Raw genomic sequence first — 25,684 nt, forward strand, 5'->3', positions numbered from 1 at the left:
AGCTAGTGCTTTGGAAACTACGCGACTGACCTCTTCTCGTTGGACTCGATGTTGGTAAACTCGTCGAGCGAAGTTTCACAACCAGCCAGTGCTTTGACGTCATTCTATACCGACCGGAACCTTCGCGCGTCCCCAATGATTCGCGGAAACTCTCTGCGAGTCCAGAAAAGGCCCCGACAGTTGAAAGGCCAAACCCCTGAAGTTCAGTGAAGTTTATGAAGGGAAGCAGGAAGAGGGGGAAGACAATGACGAGCCTCACGATGACTGAAACTGCGCTTCACGCAGCACCGTGATGAGGGGCATACTGGCCGAGCCGCTAGGCTTTTAACCTCTTTCTAAAACTTAAAACGAGCGATGACGAGCTCTAGGGTATCTGATGACCAAATGATGAGAAAAGAGATCCGAGCTCATTCCTCGAGCTCTTCTATCTCCTCAAATACTTCCTCGAACTTCTTGAAATCCTCACTCTGGGCCAGGAGCGTTATGAAGTCATCTATCTCCCTCTTCTTGAGGAACGCGCCCGCGAGCAGTTTTCCCGTGTAGCGATTGTTCTTTATCTCCCAGAACATATAGAACTCCGGAAAGACCTCCTTTATCTTCCTGTAGGCTACGCCGTACTTGGAATCCTTCAGCGGGTTCTGCTCAAGATAGAAGTGCCCCGGCTCAAGCTCTATCATGTGGAGGATCGCTCCCCTCTTGGTCCTGACCAGCTTAACCTTAACGTCCCATTCCTTCAGAACCTCCATGGTACCACCTCCTCTAAGGGGTTGGAAAAGGTTGATTTAAGTCTATCGGAAGGGATGGAAAGAATCAGAGGCTCTTGAGGTACTCGGCGTAGGCCTCGGCATCCATAAGCTCCTTGAGCTCCTCGTCGAGGTTGCTCGGCTTGAGCCTGGCTATCCAGTTCTCGTAGGGGTCCTCGTTGAGCAACTCTGGAGAATCCTCAAGCTCCTCGTTGACCTCAACGACCTCTCCGCTGAGGGGGGCGTAGACCTCGGAAACGGCCTTAACGCTCTCAAGTTCGCAGAGGACGTCGCCCTTGCTAACCTCCTTCCCAACCTCCGGAAGCTCGACGTACGCTAAATCGCCAAGCTCCTTCTGGGCGTAGTCGCTTATGCCAACGAGAACGGTTCCGTCCTCAAGAACCTGAACCCACTCGTGGTCCTTCGTATAGTAGAGGCCCTCTTTGACCCTGTATTCTCCGACTTCGATCATGAGCACCACCGGACGGTGTAACAGCTTTGGGCATTTAAACCTTTCTCGAAATGGAAAGGCTTATATCGGGGGAATCCAAAGGGGATCGTTCTCCTTCGGGGGTGAGGCGGTGCAGATAATCGGCTACGTGCTCATCATAATCGCCGTGGGCAGGTTCCTTGCTGAGCTTTTTGAGAGGATCGGCTACCCCGGGCTCGTGGGTGAGATAACCGCCGGACTGCTGCTCGGTTACATCCTAAGGGACGTTCCGGCTGAGGAGATGAACCTCCTGGCCGAGTTTGGGATATTCTTCCTCATGATCTCCGCCGGTCTTGAGATAACCCCCGAGGAGCTCAGGATGGGCGGGAGAAAGGCCCTCCCCATCTATATTGTCACCATAGTGACGATGTTTCTGATAACACTTCCCCTGACGGCCTACTCCGTGGGCACCGGCAACTTTCTGGCTGCCTCGATACTCGCCATCGCGAGCGCCCCCATAGTAGTCAGGCTGAAGAGGTTCTTCGGTGAGGACTACCTCCACGTTGCCCTGTCCTATGCCATAATAAGCGAGGTGGCCATACTGGTGGTGGTCTACGTTCTCGCGGGTATAGAGACCAGTCCGGATCCCCTAGGCCTGACCGTCACGATACTGAAGCAGGCCCTCTTCGTCGGCATCGTCCTGTACCTCAACTATGCCATAGGTATCCAGCACAAGGTCTGGCTAATGACAAGGCTCCGCAGGCTGAGGAGCGATGAGGCCGTCTTCGGGCTCTTCATGATCTTCGCGTCGCTCCTCGGTTTCCTCAGCGAGGAGGTGGGCATGCACTTCACCGTTGGTGGCTTCCTGGCCGGCCTGATCCTCCACAGCGACCTGGTTGGAACGAGGCAGTACGAGAGGCTCGAGACCATAATCAGCGGCGTCACCTACGGCATCTTCGCGCCCATATTCTTCGCGTGGCGCGGCATGAACTTCCGGGCGGAGGTTGGATGGGGGGTGGTTTACCTGATGCTGGTCATATACTCCATCCGCTTCCTCCTCACAACAATACTGACCTGGGACGGCTCTCCCAGGAGTTCCCTCGCAAAGGCAACGGGACTGGTAAGCTTTGGGGTTCTCGGTCTCGTCGTTGCCGACATAGGTTATGGCTACGGTATAATCAACGGCAGACTCTACTCCGTGACGGCCTTCACATCGATAGCGGGCATCTTCATGGCGGCCACGATAGGCCGGCTTCTCTCTATGGGGGAATCACCTCCTAAAAAAGTTCCCTAAACCCCTATTTCTTCCGCGAAACGTTTATAAACCTCCCGCTGACCCGGGAATAGTTTGAAAGGAGACGGGTGGTGAATATGAGCTGGACGACACCCAAAAAGGCCTTCATCGGGGCAGCCTCTGCCGAGGGGTCAACGCCCCTAAATGCTTTCGATAACGCACTCCTCAAGCTTGGAATAGGCAACGTTAACCTCGTCAGGCTGAGCAGCGTCATCCCGGCCCACATCGAGTGGATGGACGAAGTTCATGACGTTCCTATAGGGATGCTTCTCCCCACGGTCTACGCGCACATCGAGAGCGATGAACCGGGGACAACGATAAGCGCGGCCCTGGGAGTCGGCATAAGGGAGAACAACGAGGGGGGCCTGATCTATGAATACTCAGGACACTGCACGAAGAAGGAGGCCGAGGAAATGGTCAGAAAGATGGTGGAAGAGGGATTCAGACAGAGGGGCTGGAAGCTGGCGGAGTTCAGGGTCGCGAGCGCGAGCATAACCGTCAGGGACAGACCAGCTGCAGCGCTGGCGGTAGTGGTCATGTTCCCCTACTGACGGCCAACCTTTAAAACGGTGAGACAGAACCTGGGAAGGTGGTTATCATGGGTTACAGCAACGAGGAAAGGGCCTTCATCGAGTGGTATCCGAGGGGCTACGGCGTCGGCTTTAAGGTAAAACGGAGACTGTTCGAGACCCAGACCAAGTACCAGAGGCTCGAGATCTACGAGACGGAGGGATTCGGAAAGCTGCTCGCCCTCGATGGGACGATCCAGCTCGTCGAGGTCGGTGAGGAGAGCTACCACGAGGTCCTCGTTCACCCGGCCCTTCTCGCCCACCCAAATCCAAAGCGCGTCCTGGTCATAGGCGGCGGTGACGGCGGAACCCTCCGAGAGGTCCTCAGACATGAGACTGTTGAGAAATCCACGATGGTGGAGATAGATGACGGCGTCGTTGAAGCCTCATACCTCTACCTTGACGTCGCCAAAGACCTGCTGGACAAGCTGATAAAGGGGGAATGCAAAAGGGCGGAGCTCATAATCGGGGACGGTGTGAAGTACCTGCGCGAGAGCGGGGAGAAGTTCGATGCCATAATAGTCGACTCGACCGACCCCGTTGGCCCGGCGAAGCTCCTGTTTTCGGAGGAGTTCTACCGCGACGCCTACGAGAAGCTCAACGATCCCGGAATCTACATCACCCAGGCGGGGAGTGTATACCTCTTCACCAACGAGCTCCTCGATGCCTACAGGGCCATGAAGAAGGTCTTCGACAGGGTTTACTACTTCAGCTTCCCCGTCATCGGCTACGCATCGCCCTGGAGCTTCCTCGTCGGTGTGAAGGGCGATATAGACTTCACGAGGGTGGATTTGGAGCGCGCCAGGAACCTCGATCTCTACTACTACGACCCGGAGAGGCACGAGACGCTCTTCCAGATGCCGCGCTATGTAAGGAAGCTCCTCGAGGAAAAGGGCAGGTAATCCCTTTCTATTCTCTTCCCCCTCGTTGATGAATCCGTCTCTCCGGAAACTCCGGAAAGTCTTATGAGGGGAGTTATCCAATACTCGCAGGAAGCGGGCGGTGAGGCGAATGGGTAAGGACGGGGTTCTAGCGGAGATAGACAGGCGTATTAAGCGCCTCGAAGCCGAGATCTCAATGGCGGAGGAGAGGATGCGCCATCTGGAAGGGATCGGAGCATCCACCAAGTACAGGACAATCCGGCGGAAGGACTACACCGTCCACTACCTCATCCTCATGGGAGCATGGATAATAACAGGCACGCTGGCGCTCATCTTTATGAAGAACCGTCTCCCCCACCACCTCAACGTTCCGCTAACGCCTTACCTCCTCATGGCCCTCGTCCTCCTCGTTGTCCCCGGGATTTACCTCCTCCTGGCCCGGGGGGAGATGCCCTCCACTCCGATGGAAGACCTCGAGGAGAGGGAAAAACTCGCGAGAATCCTTCTCAACAGGTTTTATCGTCCTCTCAGGGAGGCCGTTGGGAGGGATGACCGGGAGCGGATGAAGGTCATAGCCGACGAGCTCCTCGGCAACCCCCTTTTAGCCAGTGCCATCGAGAGGATGGCCGAGGGCGATCCCAAGCTCAACGCCTACGCCCTCTACCTCTACGCGAATTATAAACCCGGGCTCGAGGATGAGGTCAGTGAGACGGTTGAAAAGCTCACCAACAGGCCTTTGAAGGCCCTGCTGCTGGAACTCCTTAAGGGCTAACGTTATAACATCCTCCGCCCTTCTCTCTACGGTGAGGGAATTGAAGCTTGAGGTTCTCAGCAGGGAGGATATGAACGCCCTGTCAAGGGAGCTAAGCAGGGCGGGAATAATGAACAGGACGAAGGAAGAGGTTTCTCCAGAGATATTGCACTACCTCGTGATCAGGGGGACCTACGGGGAGCTTCTCGAGAGGGCGGAGGGTATAACCCCCATTGAAAAGAGCCTCGAGGACATGAAGAAGGCGTACGAGGAGCTAATGGCCGGATGGGAAACCGGTGAGACTAAGACCGCGGAGGAGGTTTTCAGCGAGTCAGACCTTGCCAAGCTGATACTCGTGACGGCCCTCATCGGTGCGGGCGCGGTGGAGGAGGATGATGGAAAGCTCGTCCTCCTTGAGAAACCCTCCCTCGAGTTCCTTGAAGTGGAACTCCGCTTTCCGATAGAGGAAGTCGAGGAATACCTGGACGAACTTGAGAAGCGTTTCAAACCGGGCATGGTCACCGAGTACACCCTCGAAAAGAACTACTACGTCGAGGTTCTGGAGGTTGATAGAGAGCTCGTTGAAGCCGCCCTGGAGATAGCTGAGAAGTACGCCACCGAGGAGAGCCTTGTTGAGGCGACCTTCGACGGTATAGCCCGCTCCGTTCTGGCGGACGTTATACTCGAGCTGGCCGAGAAGCACAGGCGGAAAAACGAGCTCATCGAGGCCCTGCTCGAGAGGGAGCCGATAGTGATCGAGGGCGAGCGGGAGAGGGTGAACATCTACTACGATGAGGACGCGATAGAGGACTTCCTCAAGACCCTCCAGACCCTCGGCTACCTCAAGGTGAAGGGCAACAGAATATGGGTTTGATCTCCTTTCTTCCCCTTCCGCAAACTTTTAAAATCCGGCTCCCCATCCGGTTCGGGGGTGGTGGAAGTGGCGGAGCTGAAGGCGATTATCTTCTACGACCGCGATGGAACCCGTTACTACCGCTGCCCGCGCTGCGGAATGCTCTTCCGCACTCAGAAGGAGTACACGAGGCACGTCAACAAAGCCCACGGCCACCTCTTCCGGAAGTGACCCGGTGCGGGATGAGGAAACAGCCAGGACCCTGAGGGATGATGAGCGGAGGGCTTCCCGACCGCTAATCCCTCATCACTATCTCCTTTGTGAGCCTCACTATGAAGGTCTTCCCGACCTTTTCCCTCTCAACGAGCTGCTTCTTCTCAAGCTCCTGGATGATTCTGCTTATCGTCGGCCTGGAATAGCCCGTCAGCTCTGGAAGTTCCTCCTGCTTCACGGTTCCGCCCTTGTCGAGGATGGCCTTGACGACTATGCGCTCCTTCTCGGTGAGGACCTCAATCGGTACTCTGTTGGAGGACCACCGCTTCTTCGCGTAGTAGAGCGATACCGGAACGGCTATTCCGAGGGACAGTAGAACCGCAATGATCACGGTGGTCCAGCTGGTCTGTTTCTCCTGCTTGGGCACCTCTATTTTGATGTTCTCCCGCACCCAGTAGGTTTTGTAGCCCATCGCCTCTATCTTCTCCTGGACCTCCTTGGACATCCCGGCACCCATCAGCTCCACCAGTTCGGGGTTGAGCCGCCTTATGGCCTCGGCCGTTGAGTCGGAAAGCGTGTCCTCCTGGGTCAGGAGGAGGGGATAGCCGTAGATCATCGCCCACCTCGCCGCGGCCAGGGCGGAACCGTAATCGCTGGAGCTCGCCACCACCACGGTTCTGGCGCCGTGGGGGAAGAAATGGAGGGCGAGCTTCGCCGCGGTCTCGGTTCTAACGGCGCCACCTATTCTCTCCACGACAAAGCCCAGGCTCAGGAGCTGGTCCTGAACCTTATCACTGACGGCCTGAGAATCCCCTATTATGAGCACGTGGTTCCAGCCGAACTGGGCATAGCTCTGAAGCTGGGCAAGGGTTCTGGGGTCAAGTTCCCTGGGGTTAACGGGCAGGACGGGAGCGTCTATCATCTTGGCGTAGGGAAGCGCTATGATGTAGTCTATAAGATCGTCGTTTCTGACTATTATGAGGTCGTACTTCGGCCTGTCATCCCCCGTCTGAGCCGAGGAAAGGGGAATGAGGAGGGACGAGGTAAAGATGAGCATCAGGAGTACTGCGAGGGCCCTTCTTTCCATTGGACCACCTTGGGAAAGATAAGAAAAGGGCACTTAAAAGGTTTTTGAGGCTCAGAGCTCGAGCTCCTCGCCCGGCCTGAGAATAACGACCTCAGCCCTGTCTCCAACGAGTCTCCTGAACTCCTCCGGATCCTTGGCTATCGGGGGCCAGGTGTTGTAGTGCATCGGAACGACCTTCCTCGGCTTGAGGAGTTCAACCGCCTTCGCCGCTTCCTTCGGCCCCATCGTGAAGTGTCCACCTATCGGGAGCAGAGCGAGGTCAATCGGTCCGTAGAGCTCATTGAAAAGCCCCATGTCGAGGAAGACGAAGGTGTCTCCCGCGTGGTAGATCGTCTTCCCGTCGAGCTTTACTATGAAGCCGGAGGCGTTGCCTATGCTGTGCACTCCATCGCTGCTCGAGTGCCAGGCCGGAACCTGGACTATTCCAACGCCGTCTATCTCCGTTGGACCGTAGTTCATGCCTATCGTCTCGACCTCGCCGTTGGCCTGCCCGGTGATGTAGTTCGCTATATCGTACATGGCAACGATCTTAGCTCCGGTTCTCCTGGCTATCTCGATCGCATCGCCTATGTGGTCGCCGTGGGCGTGGGTTATTAGTATGAGATCGGCCTCAAGCTCCTCTGGCTTCGCTGCCGCCTGCGGGTTGCCCGTGAGGAAGGGATCTATGAGGATTCTCTTGCTCCCCTCTATAGAGAAAGCCGCGTGGCCCAGGAAGCGCACCTTCACCATCGCCATCACCTCCAGATTAAAATAACCTCTCCTTACTTAAAGCTTTCGCCGGGGTTTCTCGTGTTCAACTAAGCCCATTGGGGTCATATTAAAGCGCATTCACGTCCCTCTTTGCCCCGCTGTCCGTTTTGGGAAAGCTTATATACGATTCCACCGAGATTTTAACGGTGAGGCTGATGGATCTAGACTACTTCTTCAGGCCCAAGGGCATAGCGGTTATCGGCGCGTCAAACGATCCGATGAAACTCGGCTACGAGGTCTTCAAGAACCTCAAGAAATACAAGGGGGGTAAGGTTTATCCTGTGAACGTCAAGGACGAGGTCGTTCAGGGCGTTAAGGCCTACAAAAACGTGAAGGACATTCCGGATGAGGTTGATCTCGCCGTGATCGTCGTTCCGAAGCGCTTCGTAAAGGGCACCATAGAGGACTGCGGTGAAAAGGGTGTCAGGGGGATAGTCCTGATCACGGCGGGCTTCGGTGAAACCGGTGAGGAAGGCAAGAGGGAGGAGCGCGAGCTTGTGGAGATCGCCCACGGCTATGGCATGAGGCTTATCGGTCCCAACTGCGTCGGCATAATGAACACCCACAATGACCTCAACGCCACCTTCATAATGGACGCTAGGAAGGGGGATATAGCCTTCGTCAGCCAGAGCGGGGCTTTGGGAGCGGGGATAATCTACAAGACCGTAAAGGAGGGCATAGGCTTCTCGAAGTTCGTCAGCGTCGGCAATATGGCGGACCTCGACTTCGCTGACTTCATGGAGTACTTAGCTGGTACCGAGGAGGACAGGGCAATAGCGCTCTACATCGAGGGCGTTAAAAACGGCAGGCGCTTTATGGAGGTCGCCAGGCGCGTGACCGGGAAGAAGCCAGTAATAGCGCTCAAAGCTGGGAAGAGCGAGAGCGGAGCGAGAGCCGCTTCAAGTCACACCGGCTCTTTAGCGGGAAGCTGGAAGATCTACGAGGCTGCCTTCAAACAGAGCGGCGTTCTCATAGCGGACACGATAGACGGCATGCTCAGCATGGCAAGGGCCTTCACCCAGCCGTTGCCCAAGGGCAGGCGCGTCGCCATAATGACGAACGCCGGCGGTCCGGGAGTTTTGACCGCCGATCAGATAGACGAACGCGGGCTGAAGCTGGCCGACCTCGAGGAGAAGACGATTGAGGAGCTTCGCTCGTTCCTCCCACCGATGGCTGCCCTCAAAAATCCGGTTGACATGATAGCCTCCGCGAGGGGAGAGGACTACTACAGAACGGCAAAGGCCCTGCTTCAGGATAAAAACGTTGACATGCTCATAAGCATCTGCGTCGTCCCGACCTTCGCTGGGATGACGCCAACCGAACACGCGGAAGGAGTCATCAGGGCTGTTAAGGAGGTCAACAACGGCAAGCCCGTCCTCGGTCTCTTCATGGCCGGTTACGTGAGTGAGAAGGCCAAGGATCTCCTGGAGAAGAACGGGATTCCGAGCTATGAAAGGCCGGAGGATGTGGCCGCTGGAGCCTACGCCCTCGTCGAGTTTGCAAGGTCAAAGGGAGTTTTGAAGGAGGAAGAGTGATGGAGGTCAAAGCGGATTCCCAGAAGAGGGAAGCCCCCACGACCCCCACCAACCCCCTTACTATAAACGACCTCTACGAGAAAATGAAGGCTCTGGTAGGAGAGGTGGAGGATCCCCACAGAATCTTAAGGGAGATGCGGAATGCTCGTGGTTGATACACCGGCATTCATAGACTCCATCCCCCCAGTTAGGGATAGAGAGGATAGAAACAGACTGGCAAGAAGGGCAATCTCCGCTGCTGAGGCCAAAGGGATCCCCCTACTAATGCCCCGCCTTGGGGTAGTTGGAACCATGAGCTTGGTGAAGGGACTAACTGGCAAAGAGGTGGCAGTTGATTTAACAGTGGAATACCTTGAGTCAAAGGTTCTTCAGGTCTCAGAGGACTGGATCTTTGAGGATGCGAAGACGATAGCCCGGAAGATTCATCCGAGGGCTGCGGATTCTTACTTCATAGCCACTGCCAAGAAGTTCAAGGCAATACTCATATCGTCCGATAAGGATATGGTGACCCGTGATAGGAAGATGGGTATTAGAGCGTTTTATGTTTTGGATGAAGCACAGCTTAACGAATACCTTAATGAGATACCCGGAGGTGCCGTTTAGATGGCGAAGGTTACCGACATGGTTTTGTGGGACAAGCCGGGGGAGAAGGTTCTCCTGCTCGGCAACCAGGCCATAGCAAGGGGTGCGCTCGAGGCGAACATAGCGGTCTACGCGGCCTATCCAGGAACCCCAAGTTCCGAGCTCACTGACACCATGGCCATAGTCGCCAAGAAGGCCGGCGTCTACATGGAGTACTCAACCAACGAGAAGGTTGCATTCGAGACCGCCCTCGCGGCTTCGTGGAGCGGCCTGAGGGCGATGACCGCTATGAAGCACGTTGGATTGAACGTTGCCGCGGATACATTCCTCAGCTCCGTTGGAATGGGTGTGGAGGGCGGCTTCGTCATAATGGTGGCAGATGACCCGAGCATGTGGAGCAGTCAGAACGAGCAGGATACGAGGATTTACGCGAAGTTCGCCAACGTTCCCGTTTTGGAGCCGAGTTCACCGCAGGAAGCGAAGGAGATGACGAAGTACGCCTTCGAGCTGAGCGAGAAGTTCAAGCACTTCGTCATTCTGAGAACCACCACGAGGAGCTCCCACGCGAGGGGAGAGGTCATTCTCGGCGAACTCCCCGAGGAAATAAAGGCCGGAAAGAGGAAGTTCGGAAAGTTCAAAAAGGATCCGCGGCGGTTCGTGGACGTTCCAGAAAACGCGAGGCGCTTCCACCCGCTCATTCTCGAAAAGATCGAGAAGATACGCGAGGAGTTCAACGACATGCCCTTCAACTGGATAGAGGGCAATGAAAACGCCAAGGTCGGCATAATCGCTCCGGGTCTTGCCTACGCCTACGTTAAGGAGGCCCTCCACTGGCTCGGCGTCGAGAACGTCAAGATCCTCAAGCTCGGTACCCCGTTCCCAGTTCCTTACGGCCTGCTTGAGAAGTTCATGGATGGCCTTGAGAGGGTTCTCATCGTTGAGGAGCTCGAGCCGGTCGTTGAGGAACAGGTCAAGACCTGGGCCTACGACAGGGGGTTGAGAATCCCGATCCACGGCAAGGATCTCGTGCCGAGGGTTTACGAGATGACCACGCGGAGGGCCGTTAAGGCGATCTCCGAGTTCCTTGGCCTCCCGACACCCATCAACTACGAGGAACTCGACGAAAGGTATAAGAAGGCTCTGGAGATCGTTCCGCCGAGGCCACCTTCACTCTGTCCTGCCTGTCCCCACAGGAACAGTTTCTACGCCATAAAGAAGGCCACCAGAGCGAGGGGCATCTATCCAAGCGACATCGGCTGTTACACCCTCGGAGTCCTCCCGCCGCTTCAGACGGTTGACACCACCGTTGCGATGGGCGGTTCGATAGGCATCGCCCACGGCCTCGAGATAGCCCAGCACGGTTCAATAAGCGAGGAGCAGAGGAAGAAAGAGAAGAAGATCATAGTGGCCACCATCGGTGATTCAACGTTCTTCCACACCGGCCTTCCAGCTCTGGCCAACGCGATCTATAATCGTTCCAACATCCTCGTAGTCGTCCTCGATAACCTCGTCACGGCCATGACCGGCGATCAGCCGAACCCAAGCACAGGCCAGACGCCCCACGGTCCGGGCAAGAGGATAGCCATAGAGGACGTTGCAAAGGCGATGGGCGCGGACTTCGTGGCTGTGGTTGACCCCTACGACATAAAGGCCACCTACGAGACCATAAAGAAGGCCCTCGAGGTCGAAGGGGTAAGCGTCGTCGTCTCGAGGCAGATCTGTGCCCTCTACAAGATAGGACAGATGCGCAGAAGGGGAATGAAGTGGCCCATCTACTACGTTGACGAGGACGCCTGTACCGGGTGTAAGATCTGTATCAACGCCTACGGCTGTCCGGCAATCTACTGGGACGAGGAGAAGAAGCAGGCCAGGATTGAGCCGAGCATGTGCTGGGGCTGCGGCGGATGTGCGCAGATATGTCCGTTCGGTGCTTTCAAGCCCGTAGAGGGGGGAGACGAATGAAGGTTAAGGAGTACAACCTAGTCATCACCGGTGTCGGCGGCCAGGGTGTTCTGACAGCTGCCAACATACTCGGATGGGCCGCCCTTCGCGCCGGCTATAAGGTAAGGATGGGTGAGGTTCACGGAATGAGCCAGCGCTTTGGAAGCGTGGTCTCGTACGTCCGCTTCGGTGAGGAAGTCTACGGCTCGATGGTTCCGGAGGGAAAGGGCGACGTCATCCTGAGCTTCGAGCCTGTTGAGGCTTTGAGGTACATCAACCACCTCAAGGAGGGCGGAATGGTAGTCACAAACACCAAGCCCATCGTTCCGGTTCAGGTCTCCATGGGTCAGGCCCGTTATCCCAGCCTGGAGGAGATAAGGAAGGTAGTCGAGGAGGACTTCAGGGCCAGGTGGATAGGATTTAACGCCGAGGAACTGGCGATAAAAGCGGGCCACGCCATAACCACCAACACAGTACTCATCGGCGCGCTGACCCAGATACCTGAGTTCCCGCTCGATGAGGAGCACGTCAGGGAAGTGATAAGGCTCAGCGTTCCGCCGAAGGCCGTGGACATGAACATGAAGGCCTTCGACCTCGGCGTGAAGGCTGCGAAAGAATTGCTGGGGCTTTGATGCCCCTCTTTTCGCTTTCTCCCGGTTTTATCCCCCTCTTGACAGTTTTCCGTCCTTTCCCCAACAGCGCATTCCATTATAACTTACTCCCCAGCAAGCTACAGCACCCACCACTCCCTCTGGATTCTCTTAACCAGCTCCACAATCCTGATGGTCTCCGGTGACGGGAGCGCTTTCATCGGAGGAGCTTCGCCGGAAAGGTAACCCTCAATGAAGGCCGGCAATCCCCTCTCAAGGCCGATCGAGTAGCCCCCCTCAAAGATCACCGCGAGCGGATAGCCGGACAGCGTCGCCCCCGCGTGGGCGAAGAAGACCTCTGTGAGCCCCAGGGTTGTAAGACCCTCTCCCCTGAAACCGTCGAAGCCTGCAGAGATGATTATCAGCTCCGGCCTGAACTGACGCAGTACTGGCAGGACTATCTCGTCCCAGGCGTGAACGTAGTCGTCGTCACCGGAGTACGGGGGCATCGGAACGTTGATCTTGCTCCCCTCCGCCCCCTTCCCGCCGACATCGTACTCGTAGCCGGTCATGGGGTAGATATCGCGCTCATGGAGGTCCACGTGAACCGCTCTACTATCATCCCACAGTATCTCCTGTGTCCCGTTGCCGTGGTGGGCGTCGAAGTCTATGACGAGAACCCTTCCAACTTTCTCTTCGGCCACTTTCGCGGCGTAGGCCGCGTTGTTGAATATGCAGAAGCCCAGCGTTGGAGCGTTGAAGGCCCTGCCGGACCTTCCGGCGTGGTGTCCTGGGGGTCTGACCAGGGCGAGGTGAAGTCCCCCCTCATCGAGTGCCAGTTCAACGGCTTTTCCAGCGGCCCCAAAGGCCCTCAGGGCAGCTCTCCACGTGCCCGGAGAAACGTACGTATCCGGGTCAAGGTACGCGAACTCCCTGATGGACTTCACGAGGCCAACGTATTCGGGCGTGTGGACCCTGAGGAGCTCCTCCTCCGGGACGGGTTCGGGTTCTATGACGTTCCTCCAGAGGTTCCTTCTCCTGAGGCCCTCGATGGCCTTCAGAAGCCTGTCCGGATTCTCAGGATGTGGACCGGGTGGCCGGTGCTCAAGGAAAAGGGGGGAGTAAAGGATTGGGAAGGCCAACGGCCCTCACCATTCTTCCTCTTCCTCGATTAAACCGTACTTCTCCAGCTCGCGGAGGAGCTTTCTGACGGCTTCCCAGGCATCGTGCTCGCTCTTTGCCCCGGAGCAGACTATCTTTCCGGAGGAGAAGAGCAGTATCACCGCTCTGGGATCCTTAACACGGTAGATAACCCCAGGAAACTGCTCCGGTTCGTACTCACAGTTGGGCAGGCTGAGCGCAACCGCGTCGAGGTTGAACTCCATGCCTATATCACCGCTGAAGACCATGTTCTGGATGTCTATCTGCGGCGCGCGGTGGAACTTCGCCCCAATCTTCTTGAGCATCTGGATGAGCTTGTTGACGGCCCTCTCTATATCCTCGACGCTCTTTGCCCCGGTGACGACGAGCTTTCCGGAGCTGAAGATGAGAAGTGCCACCTTTGGATCGTCGAAGCGGCAGATTATTCCCGGAAACTCCTCCGGGTTGTACTTCGAATTCGGGCATATCTCAATGACCTTCTCGAGGTTGAGCTGCGTGAACAGATCAACAGAAGCGACGATGTTCTCGATCCTGAGCTTTACATTGCTCATATCAACCACGGCTTACACCTCCCGATGGTGGGTTTAAAAACCCTTTATAAATGACCCGCGGGAGTTTTTAAAGGTTTAGGTGAAAAGGAAAGGATGGCGTCAGCGCCTGGTTTCCTGCTTGGTGGGGTAGGGCATGAACTCAACCGTTCCCCTCTGTCTCATGGGCTGTTTGTAGAGTTCCATGAGGGCGTAAACTTCCTCCGGGACGTCGGTCTCCACATGGAGTCCGAGCTCCCTGGCGTGCTCTACCGTTATCGGATAGTCGTGTGTCCACCTGCCCTCCGTGAGGATCTGGGCAAGTTCCCTCGCCTTCTTATCGCCGTAACGATCCTTGAGGAGGCTGTAGACGAAGTCTCTGACCTGTTTGATGGCCTTCTCCGCGACGTCCGCTAAGATGAGCGTCTGATCATCCGCTTTCTCAAATCCCTTCTTCTCAACAGCTCTGACTATGCTCGGTGCCGGATACTGACCGAGCTGCGGGTCAACCGGCCCAAGAACCGCGTGGGGATCCATAATTATCCTGTCGGCGGCGAGGGCTATGAGGGTTCCACCGCTCATGGCGTAGTGTGGCACTATAACGCGCGTTTCGGCGGGATGATCCTTGATGGCCTTGGCGATCTGGGTTGCCGCAAGAACCAGTCCCCCGGGGGTGTGGATGATGAAATCAATCGGTTTGTCCTTGGGCGCGCTCCGAATGGCCCTCAGTATTTCCTCGCTGTCCTCGATGCTTATGAACTTGTAGAAGGGAATCCCGAAGAGGCCTATGCTCTCCTGCCTGTGGATCATCGTTATTACCGTCGAACCGCGCTTCTCGGCTATCCTCTTCAGCAGCTTCGCCCTGGCAAGCTGGAGGCTTCTAAACTGCATCTGGGGCCAGAGCAGCAGGTAAAGGAAAAACAAAAGCCAGAACATTGAACTCCAAAATCCGGCGTCGCTCATAATCCCACCTCACGAATACGCCTTAATCAGGAGCCTTCCGCCCTCCGTGAGGCTCTTCGTTCCCAGGAATCCGAGTTCTCGAAGCATCGTCAGGGCCTTCTTTATCTCGTCGTCGCTGAGGCTGAGGTGCTTTCTTATGACGTCAACCTCCTCCATCTTGTACCCCCTGATCTCACCCTTCTCCTTCCAGATCCTGTTGAAGACCTCGAGGTTGTCGTGGATGACCTTGAGCACGTTGTATAGCGTTGGCGTAACGCTGAACTTGACCTTGACTATCTCCTGGAGCTTCGCGTTCTCGAGGGCGGCCTTCACCCTGTCCCCAAGGTCCGTGAGCTTCACCATGCCGTTCTGGAGCTCGACGACGAAGCCCTTAGCTTCCGCCTCTCCGATAGCCCTGATGATTTCCTTCTCCTCGCCACCAACGTAGTTCTGAACGAGCTCAACGAGCTCGTCGCGGTGTATGTACTTCTTTCTCGGGGTCTTGGCGAGTATGGCGGCATCATAGCGCGTGATGAAGGGCTTTCTCTTTATTCCCCTGCTGAGTTTGAGGTAGAACCTGCCCTTGTCCGTCACGCCGTACTTCACGACGCCCTCTTCCTGGCCCTTCAGCACCCACTCGGCTATGGGCACGTCGCCGCTCTCGGCGTAGGTTATCGCCTTCATCGCATCGGGACTGACGGTTCCGAAGTTTATGGCCTCCCTGCCCCAGTCGGTTAGCCAGTAGGTGTCCTTGTTCTTTATGAGCCTCCTCTCTATGAGCTCCTTGCTCTCGAGGAGGTGGAGTATGGCACCTAGATCCTCGACCTCAACCCTTCTCCCGATCTCCTTCTCGGTCGGGAGTATATCCGGGTTCGTCTCGTACTTCTTCTCGATCTCCTGAATTCCTTTGAGGACGGAAAGCTCGTCATCCAGGAGGTATATCGGAAGGGCCCTCCTCTCAACCTTCCCCATCGCCTCGTAGGTCTCCATCATGGCCCTTCCAAGTTCGGTGGTTCCACCCTCATCGGAGAGCCCCATGCTCTCGAGTTCCGCGCTGCTCTTACCGGCCTTCAGCATCTCGAAGTCCTCCTTCCTGAGGACTATCGCCCTGGCGAAGACGGGGATCATGCTGACTGCCTTGAGCGCGAGCTTTGCAGCGGGCGTCGTGGCGAAGGCCCTTCCCTTCTCGGTCGGCGGGGAGATGAGGAGAAGCCTCATCGCCTGGAGGGCGTTGACTATGTTGTCCCCGTAGAGCCTCGAATTCTTGAAGGTAACGAGCTCGTCGAGGGTGCCGAGCTTGGGCATGCCGTGGAGGAAGGACACTATCTCCGGCGTCAGGTAGACGACGGGGTGGGTCTCGCGGTATATCTCCAGGAGAGCCCTTCCGAATTCGGTGAGACCGCTCTCATCGGCCAGTTTCCTCTCCTTCAGTTTCTCAAGCCACCTCTCGGGTACCTTCCCGGTCTCCTCGAGGAGCTCCAGCATCTTGATTATCTCGCTGTCCGCTATGACGTCCGGAAGCTCGTCGAGATTGAGCCCCGCGGTGACCTCCAGGAGCTTCCTGCCCGCCTCGGTAAGCTTTATCGTTCCACCCTCGAGCTCAGCAAAGCCGAGGATGTAGAGCTCTATGGCCCTTATCTGAAACTCCTCCGGAAGCTTCTTCTCAATTTCAGCCCGGTTCTCCGTTTTTCCCATTTCCCTGAGGATCTCGATGTGTCTCTTCTTCAAGTACATTTTAACACCTCCGTGGGATTTAAGGGCAACCCCTTAAAAACTCTGCGAGCTTTTTAAGAACAGAATGTTTTTAAAAATTTCGGTTACTAAAATCCGGCAAGCTTTAAAAGGGAACGAACCCAGATCCTGAGGGTGAAAGGATGAGGAACACGATCGTGCTGGTTAGGGCCGACGATTTTCAGAAGGCCAGCGTTGCTCTAGCGGACCTCGTTCGCTACGGCGGAATGAGAATAAGGGGCGATCCGAGGATAATTCCCCCCGCCCTCTCGGATTGGGTCGTTGAGAGGGTGAGCGGTGAGAAGCCGAGGAGGAGGTTTCGGGCCCACGTCGTTGCGCAGGTGGATTTCCCGCCCTCAAAGGCCATAGGCCGGCTGCGGGACATACATCCCCCCGCCCACGTGCTGGTGATCCCGCCCGACAGCGAGGCCTGGGAGGAGCTGATGCGTCTTTGGGGAACCTTTGAGAAGCTCCGCGGTTTCCATCCGCCGAAGAAGACCAGAACAGGGGGGCGCGGAAAGAAGGAACTGGGGGGAGGGTTTTAGTTACCTCTTCCGCTTCTTGATCCGGACGTTGGCTATATCGCCGAGGGTAGGCTCATAGTCCCTCGGAATGGTCTTCTTCTCCACCGGTTCGGTCTCCGCGCTCTCGATGAGCTTTATCCCGAAGTACCTCTCCAGCTTCCTGGCCTCCTTTATGGTTGGCTCGCGGTGGCCGTGGGCTATAGCGCGGAGATCGTTCATTGAAAGCCCTATCTCCTGGGCCAGCTCCTGGTAGCTCTTCTTCGAACGCTGTATGGCCTGGTAAACCCTCTCGGCATAGTCTTCAACGATTTCCTCGGTGTAGAGCGGTCTCTCCTTCCGGGGCTTTGGGGCAGGCTTGGGTCTCGGGCTTGAGTACGTTCGTCTCCTCGGCTGCCTTCCCGTTGGCATTATGCTGAAGGTTCCGGGCTTCTTGCCCCCGTACTTCTCGTAACAGCGGTCGCAGACGAGAACCTCCGCGCCCTCGATTCTTATTCTGTGACCCTGTCCCCTTATCGGCGCTCCGCATATCTCGCAGTATCTGGGTTTGCTCTTCGCCATCATCATCACCCTCTTGTTCTACCTGGGGCTCGGAGTCAGGCTTTTTAAACCCCACGATGAGCTTATTCCGATGCCGGAAGTGAGGATAGAGCGCCTTCGGGAACTTGACGAAAAGACCCTGGAAAGACTCGTGGAAATCTACATGAGTGCCTACGAGGGAATGCGGGAGTACGGTGGCGAAGGCGTTAGATATGCCAAGCGCTACCTGCGGTGGTGCTGGAACAGGGCAAAAGACGGCTTCTTCGTGGCGAAGGTCGGCGACGAGATAGTTGGTTTCATAGTCTGCGATAACGACTGGTACAGCGGGCAGGAGGGAAAAACCGTGGGTGCGGTACACGAATTCGCGGTGGACAAAAAGTTCCAGGGGCGCGGGATAGGGCGCAGGCTGATGAAAAAGTGCCCCGATTACCTGGGAGAACACAACGACAGGGTGGAACTCTGGGTCGGTGAGAAGAACGAAGGAGCGATCGGGTTCTACAAAGCCCACGGCTTCAGGAGAGCGGGGCAGAACGGGATATGGGTGAGGATGATCAGGGATATCCGAAAGGATGATAAAGGGTCGGGGCGAGTTTACGGGGGTGATGATGATGCCCTGCATAAAACCGCCCCAGCCGGAGAGGGTGAGGGAGTTGAAGGAGGAGAGCTTCATACGGGAGGGAAAGGGAAAGCTGAGGGTCACCATCGTGAGTGATGGTGAGACGATAGAGACCACAATAAACGGCTCGCTCAAGAGCGTCAATGAAATCGCGGAGATGCTCGGGGTTGAAGCCGAGAAGGGGAAGATAGAGACTGTTGTCGACGGCGTGAAGGTCAGAATGGAACGCGGAAAGCTTGAGATGGAATTCGAGAGCGGGGATAGGATGAAGATAGAGAGGGCTTGAGGCCCCGCATCTTCCATTATCTCCCCGCTCCTCTCAGCGGCTTCCGCTATCCAGCTCAAGTACCGAAAGAAAAAGTAGGGTGGACCGATTCCTCACTTCAGAACCGGTCTGAATTTGTAGGCGTAGAGGATTAGCCCGTCCTCGTCGAACTCCCTGACCTTTCTGGTGACCATCTCGACCTCCATGCCGAAGTCGATCTCCCCCGGGTCAACATCGGTCAGCTGGGCCAAAACCACTGGCCCCTCCTCGAGCTGAACCAGGGCGAGGGGGTAGGGTTTGTAGTACTCGAACCCGCTCGGCGGGTTTCTCACTATCGTCCAGCTCACCACCTTACCCTTTCCGCTGAACCGGTGCTCCTCAACCTTCCTTGAGCCGCAGACAGGACAAACTTCCCTCTTCGGAAACATCAGATGGCCGTTCTCGCACTTCCCGCCTATTAATCCGTATTTTTCGGGGAAGTGTCTCCAGTACCTGGAAACCTGCATCGGTTTCCCCATTTCAGACCCTCCTGAGGACGTTGACCGTTATGTTGGAGCCGGTACCACCTATGTTCTGGGTCAGGCCAATTTCAGCATCGGGGACCTGTATCCCCTCGGGTGCCTCACCGCGGAGCTGGAGTACTGCTTCAACCGTCTGGTAAACTCCGGTAGCTCCAACCGGGTGGCCTCTGCTCTTCAGTCCGCCCATCGTCTGTATTGGATAATCCCCGTCAATCGCTATCTGACCCTCTCTGGCTAGCTTGGCGCCCTCCCCCTTCTTCGCCACGCCGAGGGCCTCAAGGCTTAAAGCGGCCATCACGGTGAACGCATCATGAACCTCGAAGAAGTCAACCTCCTTCGGGGTAACCCCGGCCATTCCGTAGGCCCTTTCAGCTGCAATCTTGGCGGCCGTCAACGTCAGGAAATCCTCCCTGTTGGCGAGGTTGATAGTGTCTATGGCCCTGCCCATTCCCGCCACCTCGACCCACTTCTCCTTCGGAACGCCGAGTTCCTTCGCCTTCTCCGGTGTGGTGATTATCACAGCTGCCGAACCGTCGCAGACCGGCGATGCATCGAAGAGCTTTACCGGATCGGCAACGTAGGGGCTCTTCATGACGGTCTCAACGCTGATTGGCCTTCTAAACATCGCGTAGGGATTCTTGGCACCGTTGGCGTGGGCGTTGACCGCGAAGAGTGCCAGATCTTCCTCGGTGTAATTGTACTCCTTCATGTAGAGCCTCATTATGAGCGCGTTCAAAGCTACGAAGCTCGCCCCGTGGAAGAGCTCCCAGTCAGCATCGGCGGCGTAAGCTAGGTAGCGTGTCGCGTCGCTCGGCCACGCATCCGTCATCTTCTCGACGCCGACGACGGCGACCACATCCTCAAGGCCGCTCATGACGGCCTTCGCACCCTCCTGGACGGCTGCACCGCCGCTGGCGCAGGCCGCTTCGACCTTAACCGCTGGTATGTGCCCCAAACCAGCCCAGTCCGCTATGAGCGCGCCAAGGTTCTCCTGCTCGACGAACGAACCGGAGGCCATGTTCCCGACGTAGAGGGAATCCACCTTGTCGATTCCAGCGTCGTCCATCGCGTTGAGGAGTGCCTCAACGGCCATGTCCCTGAGTGAGAGCTTCCAGTGCTCGCTGACCGGAACCATTCCGGCGCCTATTATGACCGCCTTCCTCATCTCGACCACCTCAAACGATGTACTTCCTCCTCGCCTTCGCGTAGAGGGCGTAGTCTATGTACCTCTTCCTGTTCACGTAGTCCATGGTCTTTGGAGCCAAATCCCTCTTCTCCTCTATCGCGTCCTGAACGACGACGCTGAAGGCGTCGCTTCCCGCTCCCGAACCGAAGGAGACCCACAGGATTCTGTCGCCGGGCTTTGCTATGTCGAGAACCGCCGAGACACCGACCATCGTGGCGCCGCTGTATGTGTTGCCGATGATTCCCGTCAGCAGTCCGGGGAGGATCTTCTCCCTCGGGATGCCGAGCATCTTCCCGACGGTGAGGGGAAACTTGACGTTGGGCTGGTGGAAGACGGCGTAGTCGAAGTCGTTGGGGGAGTAGCCGAGCTCTTCCATCAGCGTTCTGGCGGCGTTTATTATGTGATGGAAGTAGGCAGGCTCACCGGTGAACCTGTTGCCGTGCCTCGGGTAGTGCTCGTGCTGCCTCCTCCAGAAGTCCGGAGTGTCGGTCACGTAGGAGTAGCTCGCCTCGAAGTAGGCAAGGGTCTCGGAGCTCTTCGGGCCGACTATGAAAGCAGCACCCCCGGCTCCGGCGGTAAACTCGAGGTGGTCCCCTGGCCTCCCCTGGGAGGTGTCGGCACCGATGGCCATCGCATAGTCCGCCATTCCCGAACCGACGAATCCTATCGCCGCCTGAAGCGCTTCGGTTCCAGCTTTACATGCGAACTCGAAGTCGGCGGTGCTCACGTCGGGCGTCGCCCCTATGGCCTCGGCTATGACGGTCCCCGTTGGTTTCACCGCGTAGGGCTTGCTCTCGCTCCCGAACCATACGGCCCTTATCAGTTCGGGATCAACACCGGCCCTCCTCAGAGCGTTCCTTGCTGCCTCCAGTCCTATCGTGAGTGCATCTTCGTCGAGACCCGGAACGGCCTTCTCTTCGATGGGGAACCTCGAAACCCCCCAGACCCTTCCGATCTCCTCGGCTCTTATTCTATACATCGGCACGTAGGCGCCGTAGCCGACGATACCAACCTCGCGGTTCGGTTTCAGGAGTTTTCCCATGGCGTACCACCCACAAGAGCTGAGAGTAACATCGCATGGGGTTCAGGGAGAAGTTATAAAAGCCTTTCGGTGAAAGTAAAAACCTTTTTCGACGATCGGCGATAAAAATTTGAAGGGGGTCTCAGGGTTTTCTGACAACGAACAGCGCGTGGTCCTTCTCGTAGGGTTCAAGCGAGACCCTCTCCACGACCTCGAAGTATCTGGAGAGTTCCTTTTCGACCTCTTCAAAAACCTCCTCCGGTTCCTTCGTCACGTCAATGCTCCGGCTCTTGACCGAGATCATGCCGTAGCCGCCGCTCTTGAGATATACTTTCGCGTTGTCTATGAGGATCTTCGCCTGAGTCGGCTGGGCCACGTCCTCGAAGATGACGTCCACCTTTGGGACGAGGGCGCGGTAGCCTTCCGGCTTGGTCGCATCGCCGAGAATGGGGACAATGTTCCTTCTCTCCTCCACTATGGGGACGAGCTCCCTCAAAACCCTCGGCGAAAACTCCACTCCAAAGACCTTGCCCTCCCATCCGACTATGTCGCTGACGTGCGAAGCGGTCGTTCCGCTCGCCACTCCGAGGTATAAAACGGTTGAACCGGGTTTTATCGGGAAGTTCTTGAGGCCGTTGAGGATCGCGGCCGCCAGCTTCGATCTCGTCGGGTTCCAGATCCTGTATTCCTCTCCGTTGAACCTTATCAGCCTCTCGCCGTAGACCCTCTGGCCTGGGACCAGGTTCTTGGTTGCTATCTTCTCGCTTCCGTCGTCGTCAACGACGATGTACACGCCCGGAAACCTGTGCTTCTTAACCTTCATTTCGATCACCTCTTCTTAGCTTTCTTCTTCCTAGACTTCTTGTCCTTTCCACCCTTTTCCTTTTTCTTGCCCTTGACCTTCTCCTTCCTCTCGAACTTCCTGCCCTTCTTTTTGCCCCTGGGCTTCTCCTTCTTTTTCTTCTCGGGCTTTGCCTTCCTCTTTGGCGGATTCGGGTACTTTTCCTTTATCTCCTGTATGCGCCTTTCGAGTTCCTGCTTCAGCTCTTCCGCTATGTACTCGCCCGAGAAGTAGTCAACGCGCGCCGCTATGGCCAGCTTTCCGGCCAAAGCCCTCGCTATCTTGCCCCTCTGCCACCAGGGCGAGCGGTTTATAGCCGGATACTGGAAGATGACACCGTGCTTTGGAGGTTTCGCGCCGGTTCTGAGGTGCCTGAACAGAGCCTTCTCCGCTCCGAGCACCTGGATTGTTGAGGCGGGCATCATCGCGAGTTCTTTGAGACCGCCGGCAAGGCTCATCAGCCTCGCGGCCAGCTTTGCTCCGACGAGGGCCTTGAGGTTAGGAGCTACTTCGTCCATGGCCATCTCGAGATAGTCCTCTATCTGCCTCCTTAGTTTGTAGAGATCGTTTATCTCCCGGGCGAGCTTCCTGATTATCTCCTCGTCAAACTTGCCGAGGGGAGCACCCATTGACTTTTCCGCTGCCTTCAGTATCTTCTCGATCTTCGACTCGGGAAGTCCAAGGTCTTTGAGCTTCTCCTCTGTCGCGTTCTCCCTCGAACCCACCGCGCTCACGAAGGCCACGTACTGCTCGTGCTTCGGCAGGATCTCGTCAAGCTCCGGGAAGTGGAGACCGTACCACTCCCTCAGGCGGGAAACGAGTAAATTCACGACCTTGTCGATGTCGTCCAGTGCCTCTATGGCCTGGATTATCATCTTGTCGCGCGCGCCGCTCTGCTCCTGTATCCGAAGCCTGGTTAATGCCACACCCACTGTAAAGTACTCGTCGAACCACCTCTCCCCGAGGAACTCCTCCGGGTTTGAGCGGAGCCTTTCCCCGGCCACGTTCGGGAACTCCGCCGTCGCATTGTATCCGAGTTCCTTAAGGTTCCTCGCGAGTTCCGTGTCCTCCACGACGAACTCGGTGTAGCCTTTCTCCCCGAGCCCCTCCATCAGTTCGATGAGCTCCTCCACGGGCTCGCCCTTCAGCAGCTTATCGAGGCTCACCTCTGGTTTCTTTGAAAACGGCCTGTTTGCGACGGTGTTACCGTTCTCGTCAAAGGCGTAAACGCCCCTAACGTTTTCAGCGATGTAAGCTTTCATCGTCATCACCCTTCTGGTTTTTGTACCTGGAGTATAAAAGGGTTGGGAGTTTTAAACCCTTGCGTGTATTCGTTTTGCATCAACTTCTGTTGGAGTCCCCGGCAGTCAACGAGCGCTGTTATCTTGAGATTTTAAGAACCCCGTGTAGTGGGTATTATATAAAATCGTATGTGGTTCGCCTTGACATAACTTGGTTTTAGCCAGAACCCCACTTTGAGTGATAGAAAGGGTTAAATAATCTAACGGCATATTTCGTAACGCAACCTCCTATTGGAGGTGCAGGTTATGGAATTGGAGGTGCAGGTTATGGACTGGAAAGTCCCGATAGTATTACTTGTCGGACTCCTCCTGTTGGGGGGGGTCGTGACGGCGGCACCGGTTGACAAGCCGGAGGCAGTGCCCTTAGCCACAGTCAAGGCACTCGCGCTCAGGGAACTCCACAAGTTCCCAGAATTCAACGGGGCAGTTCCAACCAACCCAACACCCCTCTACTTCCCTGACAGTAGATTGGCAGCCTACGAATTCAGAATGATGAGGAACGGCAAGACCATAGGATACATAATCGTTTCTGCCAACAGGAACCTGCCACCGGCAATCCTGGAGGCGGGCTTTGGTGAGAAGACCCCAAGCGACCTGGTGAAAGAACTCGCGGCGAGGAAAGGAGTAAAAACCTACCACTTTGCATACTTCAGCGGGTTAAACTACGGCATCCTAGCTGGAGACAAGGTTGTGGACATGAAAGGCAGAGAGTACCGAAAACCAAACACCTACAAACTCTCAATTGAAGGCAATATACCCAAAAATGCTGGAGGCTGGGAAGTGTTGCAAACAAAGATGCTCACGGACAAAAAAGTATCAGAGACATTTACATTTGGGGCTACTGCAACGGCAACAGAATATAAAGTGCTTTATACTGTACCTTCATGGACCTCTACCGATAGTGGTGGAGCTGATCCAAGCCCACCAGGATCCAACAGCATCCTCGTTCCAAAAGTTTTGTCATCAAGTGGATACTACTCATTCGTGGGCCCCAATCCTGATCCCTGGACAGATTACGATGGATGTGCTCCGATAGCTGGTTCAATGATAGTAGCATACTATGAAATCCAGTATCGCGACAGCTGGTATCGCGAAGCGGTTATAGACATACTCCACATGACCATGCAAACGCAAGGGGAGTGGACAAGTACCTCAAATATTGCACCGGGAATTGAGCAGTTTTATGAAAAGGCATTAGAAGTTTACAATGAGGGATCAATATACCGAAAACCCAAATATGACTATGATGCATTCACACTGTATCCCTCTACAAATCTTCAGTTATACACGTATGTCAAAAGTGAAATCGATATGAATAGGCCGGCAATATTAACCTCCAGTAGTGGACAAAGTGAAGATGGCACGTTTAGGTGGCCGTCCCAGGGATTTGGTGTATATCATTCAGTCACTGTTACAGGATATAAGGCATACAGTGACGGTTCCAAGTATATTTACGTTCACACCACCGTAGACAGCCCATATACTGCATGGATATATCTCGGAAGCATTAACAATCCGGCATTAACCATAGTCAGACCCATTTACAAGGGGTGAAGGGCACATGAAAAAACTTAAACTCGCTGGAATTTTCATTTTTTTAATTTTTTTAGCTGCATTGGGGGTGATAATGGCATTAAACACCACTTTTAACCTCTATGATCCGAACGGGGTAGACGGAACATGCAATCTTAATCTGAATGGGAATACCCAAAAAGAGCATCTCGGGCAGTGGATAGGACAGACAATCATGCTTATTAATGACCCAAAAACAATGTTCAATGATCGTTTCATAATATACCCGCCAATAAACCGCACAACAGGAGAACCAGAGGGCTGGAAAGCTTATCTTGCGTACTGGCCGGAAAAGTTTAACCTGACGGTACCTTGTTCCATAGGAGGTTTCACAACTTACATTGTGTCCGACTCAAATAAAAGCGGAAATAGTTACTACTGGCCCGACCTAGGGAGCGAAACCTTGCCGGTACACCAGCGGAAGTGTTGGCCACAGGCGAGAGAGTTGGAACTGCCGCCTGGGAATGTCTACTTTGGGATCCAGTACATCCCAATGACCAATGCAACCTGGAAGCTCTCAGTTCTAACGCCTGTAAAGGAATGGACAGACTTTAAGGATTACAACCTATTCAGTGAAGCGCTCGTGGAACTGAACGCGGCATGTACATGCCCCATCGAGAGAGTAATATGGAGGTTCAATACTCTTGTCAAGGTAAAAGGCTTCGAAGAGACCGAGCCTTGGGCCACACCCAGAGAAAACAAGTGTTTCAATCCGCTCAG

Annotated in this window: 29 protein-coding genes and 1 pseudogene; 16 read left to right on the top strand and 14 right to left on the bottom strand. The window is 55.6% G+C overall.

All coding sequences use genetic code 11. From position 1 onward, the window contains the following. Positions 1–407 precede the first annotated feature (407 nt). Positions 408–746, bottom strand: a complete 339-nt coding sequence (locus tag MV985_RS02695; RefSeq protein ID WP_297461063.1) for a hypothetical protein — start codon at positions 744–746, stop codon at positions 408–410. A 64-nt stretch (positions 747–810) separates the two neighbouring features. Beyond that, complete coding sequence (gene gcvH, locus MV985_RS02700) at positions 811–1,215, bottom strand: glycine cleavage system protein GcvH (RefSeq protein ID WP_297461277.1); 405 nt, start codon at positions 1,213–1,215, stop codon at positions 811–813. A 109-nt stretch (positions 1,216–1,324) separates the two neighbouring features. Here gcvH and MV985_RS02705 point away from each other — a divergent pair, with 109 nt between their 5' ends. From MV985_RS02705 to MV985_RS02730, 6 genes are all read left to right on the top strand, one after another. Continuing rightward, positions 1,325–2,467, top strand: a complete 1,143-nt coding sequence (locus tag MV985_RS02705) for a cation:proton antiporter (protein WP_297461067.1) — start codon at positions 1,325–1,327, stop codon at positions 2,465–2,467. 77 nt (positions 2,468–2,544) lie between these two features. Then, positions 2,545–3,018 carry an arginine decarboxylase, pyruvoyl-dependent gene (locus MV985_RS02710; protein WP_297461070.1) on the top strand — a complete coding sequence of 158 codons (474 nt, stop codon included), beginning with the start codon at positions 2,545–2,547 and terminating at the stop codon, positions 3,016–3,018. A gap of 47 nt (positions 3,019–3,065) precedes the next feature. Then, complete coding sequence (gene speE, locus MV985_RS02715) at positions 3,066–3,938, top strand: polyamine aminopropyltransferase (protein WP_297461291.1); 873 nt, start codon at positions 3,066–3,068, stop codon at positions 3,936–3,938. Positions 3,939–4,047: 109 nt separating this feature from the next. Continuing rightward, the gene (locus MV985_RS02720) at positions 4,048–4,689 is read left to right on the top strand and encodes a hypothetical protein (protein WP_297461073.1); all 642 of its coding nucleotides are present in this window, start codon (positions 4,048–4,050) and stop codon (positions 4,687–4,689) included. Between the two features lie 40 nt (positions 4,690–4,729). Beyond that, complete coding sequence (locus MV985_RS02725) at positions 4,730–5,542, top strand: hypothetical protein (RefSeq protein WP_297461305.1); 813 nt, start codon at positions 4,730–4,732, stop codon at positions 5,540–5,542. A gap of 57 nt (positions 5,543–5,599) precedes the next feature. Further along, a complete protein-coding gene (locus MV985_RS02730; RefSeq protein ID WP_297461076.1) occupies positions 5,600–5,752 on the top strand; it encodes a nucleotide-binding protein in 153 nt (50 codons plus the stop codon). 64 nt (positions 5,753–5,816) lie between these two features. On the opposite strand, the gene MV985_RS02735 is transcribed toward MV985_RS02730, so the two are convergent. After that, positions 5,817–6,821, bottom strand: coding sequence for a cell wall-binding repeat-containing protein (locus MV985_RS02735; RefSeq protein ID WP_297461079.1), 1,005 nt, complete (start codon positions 6,819–6,821; stop codon positions 5,817–5,819). A gap of 51 nt (positions 6,822–6,872) precedes the next feature. After that, positions 6,873–7,550 (bottom strand): metal-dependent hydrolase, encoded by a 678-nt coding sequence (locus MV985_RS02740; protein WP_297461308.1) that lies wholly within the window; start codon positions 7,548–7,550, stop codon positions 6,873–6,875. 176 nt (positions 7,551–7,726) lie between these two features. Here MV985_RS02740 and MV985_RS02745 point away from each other — a divergent pair, with 176 nt between their 5' ends. Genes MV985_RS02745 through MV985_RS02765 form a run of 5 tightly spaced genes read left to right on the top strand, consistent with a single transcriptional unit; the run spans position 7,727 to position 12,261 of the window. Next, on the top strand, positions 7,727–9,106 hold the full coding sequence (locus MV985_RS02745; protein WP_297461312.1) for a CoA-binding protein: 1,380 nt from the start codon (positions 7,727–7,729) through the stop codon (positions 9,104–9,106). Further along, positions 9,106–9,261: a hypothetical protein gene (locus MV985_RS02750; RefSeq protein ID WP_297461081.1), complete on the top strand. Its 156-nt coding sequence runs from the start codon at positions 9,106–9,108 to the stop codon at positions 9,259–9,261. The genes MV985_RS02745 and MV985_RS02750 overlap by 1 nt, the downstream gene beginning before the upstream one ends. After that, positions 9,248–9,709 carry a PIN domain-containing protein gene (locus MV985_RS02755; RefSeq protein ID WP_297461084.1) on the top strand — a complete coding sequence of 154 codons (462 nt, stop codon included), beginning with the start codon at positions 9,248–9,250 and terminating at the stop codon, positions 9,707–9,709. Before MV985_RS02750 ends, MV985_RS02755 begins: the two co-directional genes overlap by 14 nt. Continuing rightward, positions 9,710–11,650, top strand: coding sequence for an indolepyruvate ferredoxin oxidoreductase subunit alpha (gene iorA, locus MV985_RS02760; RefSeq protein WP_297461096.1), 1,941 nt, complete (start codon positions 9,710–9,712; stop codon positions 11,648–11,650). Then, positions 11,647–12,261, top strand: a complete 615-nt coding sequence (locus tag MV985_RS02765) for an indolepyruvate oxidoreductase subunit beta (protein ID WP_297461111.1) — start codon at positions 11,647–11,649, stop codon at positions 12,259–12,261. Before iorA ends, MV985_RS02765 begins: the two co-directional genes overlap by 4 nt. Positions 12,262–12,359: 98 nt before the next feature. On the opposite strand, the gene MV985_RS02770 is transcribed toward MV985_RS02765, so the two are convergent. The 4 genes from MV985_RS02770 to MV985_RS02785 form a co-directional block, all read right to left on the bottom strand. After that, entirely contained in the window at positions 12,360–13,361 is a 1,002-nt protein-coding gene (locus MV985_RS02770; protein ID WP_297461123.1) for a histone deacetylase family protein, read from the bottom strand. Between the two features lie 6 nt (positions 13,362–13,367). Then, a complete protein-coding gene (locus tag MV985_RS02775) occupies positions 13,368–13,940 on the bottom strand; it encodes a TATA-box-binding protein (protein WP_297461137.1) in 573 nt (190 codons plus the stop codon). Between the two features lie 90 nt (positions 13,941–14,030). Further along, complete coding sequence (locus tag MV985_RS02780; RefSeq protein ID WP_297461315.1) at positions 14,031–14,873, bottom strand: ATP-dependent Clp protease proteolytic subunit; 843 nt, start codon at positions 14,871–14,873, stop codon at positions 14,031–14,033. Between the two features lie 6 nt (positions 14,874–14,879). Beyond that, entirely contained in the window at positions 14,880–16,583 is a 1,704-nt protein-coding gene (locus tag MV985_RS02785) for a DUF505 family protein (protein ID WP_297461153.1), read from the bottom strand. A 140-nt stretch (positions 16,584–16,723) separates the two neighbouring features. Here MV985_RS02785 and MV985_RS02790 point away from each other — a divergent pair, with 140 nt between their 5' ends. Beyond that, positions 16,724–17,125 (top strand): DUF356 domain-containing protein, encoded by a 402-nt coding sequence (locus MV985_RS02790; protein ID WP_297461165.1) that lies wholly within the window; start codon positions 16,724–16,726, stop codon positions 17,123–17,125. Here MV985_RS02790 and MV985_RS02795 read toward each other — a convergent pair whose 3' ends face one another. Further along, a complete protein-coding gene (locus MV985_RS02795) occupies positions 17,126–17,662 on the bottom strand; it encodes a multiprotein bridging factor aMBF1 (RefSeq protein WP_297461318.1) in 537 nt (178 codons plus the stop codon). 70 nt (positions 17,663–17,732) lie between these two features. Here MV985_RS02795 and MV985_RS02800 point away from each other — a divergent pair. Further along, a pseudogene (locus MV985_RS02800) lies at positions 17,733–18,215 on the top strand (GNAT family N-acetyltransferase); the annotation flags it as partial. A 34-nt stretch (positions 18,216–18,249) separates the two neighbouring features. Then, entirely contained in the window at positions 18,250–18,543 is a 294-nt protein-coding gene (locus tag MV985_RS02805) for a hypothetical protein (RefSeq protein WP_297461321.1), read from the top strand. 92 nt (positions 18,544–18,635) lie between these two features. On the opposite strand, the gene MV985_RS02810 is transcribed toward MV985_RS02805, so the two are convergent. The 5 genes from MV985_RS02810 to MV985_RS02830 all read right to left on the bottom strand — a co-directional run bounded on the left by MV985_RS02810 (position 18,636) and on the right by MV985_RS02830 (position 23,353). After that, positions 18,636–19,040, bottom strand: a complete 405-nt coding sequence (locus MV985_RS02810) for a Zn-ribbon domain-containing OB-fold protein (RefSeq protein WP_297461177.1) — start codon at positions 19,038–19,040, stop codon at positions 18,636–18,638. A gap of 1 nt (position 19,041) precedes the next feature. After that, the gene (locus MV985_RS02815) at positions 19,042–20,208 is read right to left on the bottom strand and encodes a thiolase domain-containing protein (RefSeq protein WP_297461194.1); all 1,167 of its coding nucleotides are present in this window, start codon (positions 20,206–20,208) and stop codon (positions 19,042–19,044) included. 10 nt (positions 20,209–20,218) lie between these two features. Continuing rightward, positions 20,219–21,271 carry a hydroxymethylglutaryl-CoA synthase gene (locus tag MV985_RS02820; protein ID WP_297461227.1) on the bottom strand — a complete coding sequence of 351 codons (1,053 nt, stop codon included), beginning with the start codon at positions 21,269–21,271 and terminating at the stop codon, positions 20,219–20,221. 121 nt (positions 21,272–21,392) lie between these two features. Beyond that, positions 21,393–22,073 carry a fibrillarin-like rRNA/tRNA 2'-O-methyltransferase gene (locus MV985_RS02825; RefSeq protein WP_297461241.1) on the bottom strand — a complete coding sequence of 227 codons (681 nt, stop codon included), beginning with the start codon at positions 22,071–22,073 and terminating at the stop codon, positions 21,393–21,395. Positions 22,074–22,078: 5 nt separating this feature from the next. After that, positions 22,079–23,353 (bottom strand): C/D box methylation guide ribonucleoprotein complex aNOP56 subunit, encoded by a 1,275-nt coding sequence (locus MV985_RS02830; RefSeq protein WP_297461324.1) that lies wholly within the window; start codon positions 23,351–23,353, stop codon positions 22,079–22,081. Between the two features lie 306 nt (positions 23,354–23,659). Here MV985_RS02830 and MV985_RS02835 point away from each other — a divergent pair, with 306 nt between their 5' ends. Then, positions 23,660–24,946, top strand: coding sequence for a hypothetical protein (locus MV985_RS02835; protein WP_297461252.1), 1,287 nt, complete (start codon positions 23,660–23,662; stop codon positions 24,944–24,946). Positions 24,947–24,953: 7 nt separating this feature from the next. Next, on the top strand, positions 24,954–25,684 hold a 731-nt coding region (locus MV985_RS02840), incomplete at its 3' end, for a hypothetical protein (RefSeq protein ID WP_297461263.1).

It is taken from the genome of Thermococcus sp. (assembly GCF_027012695.1).
Lineage (GTDB): Archaea > Methanobacteriota_B > Thermococci > Thermococcales > Thermococcaceae > Thermococcus.